At 73.3% G+C, this 6,073-nt stretch carries 7 protein-coding genes and 2 tRNA genes; 6 read left to right on the plus strand and 3 right to left on the minus strand.

The window, feature by feature from the left end; genetic code table 11:
* Nucleotides 1–56: 56 nt before the first annotated feature.
* Both ACFXOM_RS12065 and ACFXOM_RS12070 read left to right on the plus strand, forming a co-directional pair.
* A complete protein-coding gene (locus ACFXOM_RS12065) occupies nt 57–557 on the plus strand; it encodes a hypothetical protein (RefSeq protein ID WP_384938152.1) in 501 nt (166 codons plus the stop codon).
* Nucleotides 558–677: 120 nt separating this feature from the next.
* On the plus strand, nt 678–830 hold the full coding sequence (locus tag ACFXOM_RS12070; RefSeq protein WP_384938150.1) for a hypothetical protein: 153 nt from the start codon (nt 678–680) through the stop codon (nt 828–830).
* Nucleotides 831–848: 18 nt separating this feature from the next.
* Here ACFXOM_RS12070 and ACFXOM_RS12075 read toward each other — a convergent pair whose 3' ends face one another.
* Together ACFXOM_RS12075 and ACFXOM_RS12080 are read right to left on the minus strand one after the other, a co-directional pair.
* Nucleotides 849–1,406 carry a CGNR zinc finger domain-containing protein gene (locus ACFXOM_RS12075; protein WP_384938147.1) on the minus strand — a complete coding sequence of 186 codons (558 nt, stop codon included), beginning with the start codon at nt 1,404–1,406 and terminating at the stop codon, nt 849–851.
* Between the two features lie 191 nt (nt 1,407–1,597).
* A complete protein-coding gene (locus tag ACFXOM_RS12080; protein WP_384938144.1) occupies nt 1,598–2,011 on the minus strand; it encodes an SsgA family sporulation/cell division regulator in 414 nt (137 codons plus the stop codon).
* Between the two features lie 189 nt (nt 2,012–2,200).
* Between ACFXOM_RS12080 and ACFXOM_RS12085 the strand changes: the two genes are divergently transcribed.
* Nucleotides 2,201–2,659 carry a TIGR02611 family protein gene (locus ACFXOM_RS12085; protein WP_384938141.1) on the plus strand — a complete coding sequence of 153 codons (459 nt, stop codon included), beginning with the start codon at nt 2,201–2,203 and terminating at the stop codon, nt 2,657–2,659.
* Nucleotides 2,660–2,723: 64 nt separating this feature from the next.
* Nucleotides 2,724–2,798, plus strand: a tRNA-Val gene (locus ACFXOM_RS12090).
* 57 nt (nt 2,799–2,855) lie between these two features.
* On the opposite strand, the gene ACFXOM_RS12095 is transcribed toward ACFXOM_RS12090, so the two are convergent.
* Nucleotides 2,856–5,342, minus strand: coding sequence for an SCO7613 C-terminal domain-containing membrane protein (locus tag ACFXOM_RS12095; protein WP_384938139.1), 2,487 nt, complete (start codon nt 5,340–5,342; stop codon nt 2,856–2,858).
* Nucleotides 5,343–5,434: 92 nt separating this feature from the next.
* Between ACFXOM_RS12095 and ACFXOM_RS12100 the strand changes: the two genes are divergently transcribed.
* On the plus strand, nt 5,435–5,884 hold the full coding sequence (locus ACFXOM_RS12100; protein ID WP_384943828.1) for an SRPBCC family protein: 450 nt from the start codon (nt 5,435–5,437) through the stop codon (nt 5,882–5,884).
* A 50-nt stretch (nt 5,885–5,934) separates the two neighbouring features.
* Nucleotides 5,935–6,006 (plus strand) — tRNA-Val (locus ACFXOM_RS12105).
* Nucleotides 6,007–6,073: the final 67 nt, after the last annotated feature.

Below are 6,073 nucleotides of genomic sequence, written 5' to 3' on the forward strand. Positions count from 1 at the left end.
GAGATCTCCCTGAGGTCCTCGCGGGCCATGGCCTCGGCGCCCCCTCACGGTGCAGGATGGAAGGGACATATCCTCCCCGGCTCTGCCTGGGACGGCCCCACGAGATGCTCGCCTTGGAGGACCGGATGCTTGCCGAGACCATTTGCTCCGCAGTGGCTGCTGCGGGGTTGGGCGTCGCCGCGGTCACGGCGTACCGGAAACGATTCCTGACCGCGGCCAGGATCGCCGCCTATGCGCTGGTCCCCCTGGGGCTGGTGCTGACCGGTGTCGTCCAGTGGCTGGCCGACACCGCGTTCAGCCTGACGGCCTGGGTGGGCGTGGGGGTGCTCGGACTCGCGTGGCTGCTCCTGGCGACCACCCGCGGAGTGGAGCGACGTCGCCTCGGCAAGGCGACGCGGGACGCGGGCGGGCCCGGGGCCGTCGCACCGGCGGCCTCCGCCCCCGCCGTCGCTCCGGCGGGTCGACCGGAGACGCGGTCGAAGGGCAAGGCCCCGGCCGCCGGCCAGGGCGAGGACTTCAGCGATATCGAAGCGATCCTCAAGAAGCACGGCATCTGACACGGCAGGGGCACGGCAACCGGCGCGGCCCCGCGGGTCCACGGGATAGGGTGAACTCCCGCGGGCGGGGGGCGTGTTGGTTGATCGTTGAACGCGGCCCTGCGTCATCATCACCCCGAGATGCTGGATACTTCCCGGGGTCAGACCCCCGCCCCCGCCGACGAGCCGCGTGGCTGTCTCTTCGCGCTCTCCCAGCCGCCCCTGATGATCTTCCTCGGGGTGATCGGCTGCCTCCTGCTGATGGCTGCCGTCCACGACCTCTTCCTCCTGTGAGCCCCGCTGTGGGCGCCGTCAGCCGGCCGCTTCCTTGCGGCGCGCGCGGTAGGCGGCGACGTGCAGCCGGTTCCCGCAGGTGCGGCTGTCGCAGTAGCGCCGGGAGCGATTGCGGGACAGATCGACGAACGCGCGCCCACAGTCGGGTGCCTCGCATCGCCGCAGCCGCTCCTGCTCGCCCGCCACGACGATGAACGCCAGCGCCATACCGCAGTCCGCCGCCAGGTGCTCGGCGACCGATGCGCCGGGCGCGAAGTAGTGGACGTGCCAGTCGTAGCCGTCGTGGTCCGTCAGCTGCGGGGTGGTGCCCGCCGCGGCCACGAGCCGGTTGATCAAGTCGGCGGCGGTGCGGGAGTCCGGTGCCCCGAACACCTCGGTGAACCGGCTGCGCACCTGCCGCACGGCCGCGAGGTCGTGTTCGCCCAGATCGCCCACGTCGCTGACGTTGTGGCTGCGGACGAACGCGTACAGCGATGGGAGGTCCTTCAGCTCGTCCGCCTCGTCGCCCTCCGGTGCGGTGTTCATCAGGTCCACGACGGTGTCGAGGGCGATGCGGGTGTCGTGAGGGATCAGCACGGTTTGCTCCCTGGCAGCTGCGGGCGGGCGCCCGCCGAATTGCGCTGACTCTAGCCGGTCGTCCGGAAAGGCGACGGCGCCGTCGCCGCGGTGGATTCCGCGACGGCGGCGCCGGAGCGTGCCGTGTGTGGTTGTTCGAAGCGGTGCCGTCTCCCCGAGTCGGACGGCGGCCGCATGTCCTCGGCTTGGTCCTAGCTCTCCGCCAGGATGTGCGAGAGCTCAGTGTCGAGGTCGAAGTGGCGGTGCTCGGTGCCCGGGGGCACTGCGGCGTCCGTACGCTTCAGGAACGACTCCAGGGCACGCGCCGGGGCTTCCAGGAGGGCTTCGCCCTCCGGGGAGCTCAGAGCGATGCACACGACGCCCTGGCCGTGACTGCGCGACGGCCAGACTCGGACATCACCGGTGCCGGTGGGCCGGTGCAGGCCCTCTGCGAGGAGATCGCGGGCGAACACCCATTCGACCGTCTCTTCGGCTCCGGTGTGGAAGGTGGCATGCACGGCGTAGGGATCGACCGTGTCATACCGCAGGCCCGCGGGTACAGGCAGTGAGGACTCGCTCGATACAACGAGGCGCAGGTGCAGCTCGCAGCTGACCGTGGTGTTCATAAGCGCCAGGGCCTTTCGCTCAGTGTGCGCTCGGGGATTCGCACGTCGGCGAAATCGACATGCCACATACGGTGCCGTTGTAAACCCCTCTGTCTGTTTTGTGATCCTTCAGGTACCCCGTTCGGAGGAGCCGCGAGTCCGACTCGACGGTCATTCCGGAGCCCGCGTCCGTCGGGTACTTTGGGCTCCATGAATGCGGAGAGTGACGAGCGGGAGCGGGGTGCCGCTCCGGCGGTCCCGGTGGCCGCCACGGGGGACGCGACGGTGACGGAGGAGCGGCCCCTGGGCTCCCGGGCGCCGCGGTTCGTCAAGGCGCGTCGGCCCCTACATCTCAGTTGGCAGGTGGGCGTGTTCATCGTCGGCCTGGCCGTGGTCGGGGCGGGGATCGTCATGCTGCCGCTACCCGGCCCCGGCTGGCTGGTGATCTTCGCGGGGATGGCGATCTGGGCGACCGAGTTCGTCTGGGCGCAGCTCGTGCTGCGCTGGACGAAACGGAAAGTGACCGATGCGGCCCAACGGGCACTCGACCCCAAGGTGCGCCGGAGGAACATCATTCTGACGGTCACCGGCCTGGTGATCGTCGCGGTGCTGCTCGGGATCTACGTCTGGAAGCTCGGCATCGTCATGCCGTGGAAGATCCACGAGTGAGACCGGGGCCGGCGGAGATGGTCATGGAGCACCGCTGACATGCGGTAATGTTTGCGGTGCGCCCGGGCGATTAGCTCAGTGGGAGAGCGCTTCGTTCACACCGAAGAGGTCACTGGTTCGAACCCAGTATCGCCCACCACCCGGCTCGAAGGCCCCGGAGACCACTGTCTCCGGGGCCTTCGGCGATTTCACTCGATCAGCGCATCCGGTTCAGGGCCCTGCGCACTCGGCGGGCGTCGCTCAGTCGCTGTTCGTAGGTCGCTCCGGCGGCGAGCAGCAGCAGCCCCGCGAGGGCGGGCGGCAGCCAGCGGGGGAGTGCCCCAACGGCCTGGACGACGTACGGGGCCAGCTCGTGCAGCGCGTCCAGGGCGAGAACCAGCCCGCCGAGGAGGAGCGGGGCCTGCAGCCGCCGCCTGGCGCCGGTGAGGGTCAGGGCGAGTGCGGCGAGGCCGAGCGCCAGCGGCCGCGGCCAGCTCACGTCACCCCACGCGGCCACGAGGCCGGGCAGCAGGGTGGTGGCGAGGCCGGGGCCGTACGCCGTCCAGGAGGAGGCCCCGGGATCGCGGCGCCGCCGCAGCACGCCGACGGCGAGTGCGGGAACGGTGACCGGGATCGTGTACGCCTCGGGCGCCGACACTCCGGAGGCGGCGAGCCGCACCCACGCGGCGGCCACGAAGAGCACCGTCGCCGCCCATCCGGCCGCCGGCCGGCGCTCGGCCCGTACCGCCGTACCCGCCGCCACGACGCCCGCGAGGGCGAGCACCAGTGCCAGGGAGGGCGGGTGCGGCACGGTCAGCGCGACGGAGACCACCGCGGAGGCAGCGCCCGTGAGCTCGACCGGCAGTGCCACCGGCCGGTCGCCCAGCCGGGCTCCGAGGAGTGCGGTGCCGGCGGGGACGGCGAGGAGGACCAGCCCGATACGGGGTGCGGACAGCCCGGCGGCAGCGGCGGTCGATGCGACGAGCCCGGCCGTCACCACCACGGAGGAGCAGCCGAGGACGGTGCGCAGTACGCCGCGCGCCGTGACCGCGGCCGCCGTGAACGCCGCGACCAGCACCCCCAGCACGGTGAACGTGGCGGGCCGGGTGGCCAGGCCCAGCAACACGGCGCCGAGGCCACCGGCGATGCCACAGACGAGTGCGGTGACCGCGATCGGATCCGGCCCGCCGTCGGTGGCGCGGGGCGGGAGCGGACCGCGGGTCGCATCCGCCTGCCGAGCGGTTTTCCGCCCGTCGACCGCGCGTGCGGTGACGGCAGGCCCGCCCACGGTGGAACCGGCACGCCGGGCGCCCAGGGACGGGCGGGTGGCCGCGGCCAGGCCGGCCACCGCCGCGGCGAGCACGACGGCCGTGGTCGCCGGGAAGGAGAGGGACAGGGCCGCCGGGGCCGTGACGACCGCGCACCAGAGGAGGGCGAGCGCGCCGCACACCATCGGCACCCGGGGGAGTGCACGGTCCGCGGCGTAACGGGCCGTCGCCCAGAGGGCCGCTGCGACCGCGGCCAGGACCACCGGGGCGGTGGTGCTGCCGGGCCACACGGCGGTGAGCTCCGGGCGACCCGCCCAGATGCCGCCTCCGCCCGCCGGCGGCCGGACGACGGCCAGGACCACGCCGGGCGCGGCCCACAGCACCGCCGCGCCCTGGGCCACCCCGGAGGCGATTCCCAGGCCGATCCGTACCCCCCGAGGAGCGGAGGTCCGAAGGGCCACCACCAGCGCGATGCCGCATGCCAGGTACCCGAGCACCGCCCAACCGCCCGGCAGCAGGGGGCGGATCACTCCGCCGACGCCCGCGACCGCCGCCAGCCCGGCCGCCGCAGCGGTTGCCGGAGCTGACTCCGGCGCCCGCCACGCCGCGCAGAGACCGAGCCCCGAGGCCGCGAGAAGCAGGGCACCCGGCCCGGCTGCCCCTTCCGCCGAGACGGCCGTGACCGACGGCCAGAGCCCCGACAGCACGGCCCAACCCCCGGTCGTTACCGCACCCGCGAGGGCGACCCCACGGACCGCCGTCGGCTTCGCCAGGAACACGACCGCGACGTCCAGCGCGGCGGTTGCGAGCATCGACCAACCGGTCGTCAACGGGCCCGCCCCGACCGTCAGGGCCCAGAGCGGCAGCGGGAGTTGGGCGGCGACCACGGCTGCCGGCAGCGGGGCGCGCAGCCGTCCGAGCGCCGTCCCGTACCCGGCCCACAGCGCGGCGAGGACGGCGCAGGCGCAGGCGGCGTAGCCCGCGGCCCGAGTGTCCGGCAGAACCGCCCGGTGGACGGCGTACGCATCGAGGACCGTGAGGACGAGGCCGACCGCCGCCACCGACTCCGCGGTGGCCCCGAGCCCCCGGCGCAGCAGCCGGGCCGGCGCAGCGAGGACGGTCGTGGTCACCGCGCCGAGGACCAGCGCGCGGCCGCCGATGCCGAGGTGCCCCCAGCTGACGACCGTGAAGGCGACGGCGGCTACGGCCAGCAGGATCCCACCGAGGGCGAGCAGCACGGTCTGGGCGCTCGGAGAGGAGGCGTCGGCCGTCGGTTGCGGGGTCCTCACGGGCCACGCCCGGGTACCGGTGGCCGGGTGCAGCGCCTGCAGCAGCCACGCCCGGCGGGCCAGCAACTGGGCTCGCCGGGCGTCGAGTCGAGCTAGCTCCCCGTCGATGAGCCGGAGCTCCTCGGCGGGCGGAGTCGGGTTGTCCATGCGGGGAGTGTGGTGCGGGCCACGTTCCCGCGGCATGCGCGCGGATACTCAGATCGCGCGTGAGTACGCCACCGCGGGAGCACACTCGGACCATGGACTGGTGCCACTACCGCTTCCGCAGCACGTGGGAGCTGCCCGCCTCGCCCGGGGCGGTGTACGCGGTGCTGGAGCGGACCCAGGACTACCCCCTCTGGTGGCGGCAGGTCCGCGAGGTCAGCGCCTTCGACGAGAAAAGCGGTGTCGCGCGCTTCCGGTCGTTCCTCCCCTACGACCTGGTCGTCACCGTCCGCGAGCGGCGCCGGGACCCGGGCGCACTGCTCCTGGAGGCCGAACTGGGCGGGGACCTGGAGGGGTGGGCCCGTTGGACGCTCGAGGACCTGCCCGGCGGCGGGACCCGGGCGCGGTACGAACAGGAGGTGGAGGTGCGGAGCCCGCTGATGCGACGGTTCGCCGTGCCCGGGCGCCCGGTGTTCCGGGCCAACCACGCGCTGATGATGAGGAGCGGGCGGCGCGGGCTGGCGGCGTACCTGGCGGGGGCTTGAAGGGAGTTTGAAGGAGACCCGCGGGTACCTGTATGGTTCAGTGCGTTCCCGGGCGATTAGCTCAGTGGGAGAGCGCTTCGTTCACACCGAAGAGGTCACTGGTTCGAACCCAGTATCGCCCACCGGGAGGGGGGGGGGGGGTGGGTGGGGGGAGGGACCAAAAAGACGGCCCCAACCCCCCGGCCCGCC

It is taken from the genome of Streptomyces sp. NPDC059169, from assembly GCF_042755225.1.
Taxonomy (GTDB): Bacteria; Actinomycetota; Actinomycetes; order Streptomycetales; family Streptomycetaceae; genus Streptomyces.

Coding starts and splice junctions, on each gene's coding strand:
- ACFXOM_RS12065 (WP_384938152.1), top strand. CDS start 57: ATGGAAGGGACATATCCTCCCCGGCTCTGCCTGGGACGGCCCCACGAG.
- ACFXOM_RS12070 (WP_384938150.1), top strand. CDS start 678: ATGCTGGATACTTCCCGGGGTCAGACCCCCGCCCCCGCCGACGAGCCG.
- ACFXOM_RS12080 (WP_384938144.1), bottom strand. CDS start 2,011: ATGAACACCACGGTCAGCTGCGAGCTGCACCTGCGCCTCGTTGTATCG.
- ACFXOM_RS12085 (WP_384938141.1), top strand. CDS start 2,201: ATGAATGCGGAGAGTGACGAGCGGGAGCGGGGTGCCGCTCCGGCGGTC.
- ACFXOM_RS12095 (WP_384938139.1), bottom strand. CDS start 5,342: ATGGACAACCCGACTCCGCCCGCCGAGGAGCTCCGGCTCATCGACGGG.
- ACFXOM_RS12100 (WP_384943828.1), top strand. CDS start 5,435: ATGGACTGGTGCCACTACCGCTTCCGCAGCACGTGGGAGCTGCCCGCC.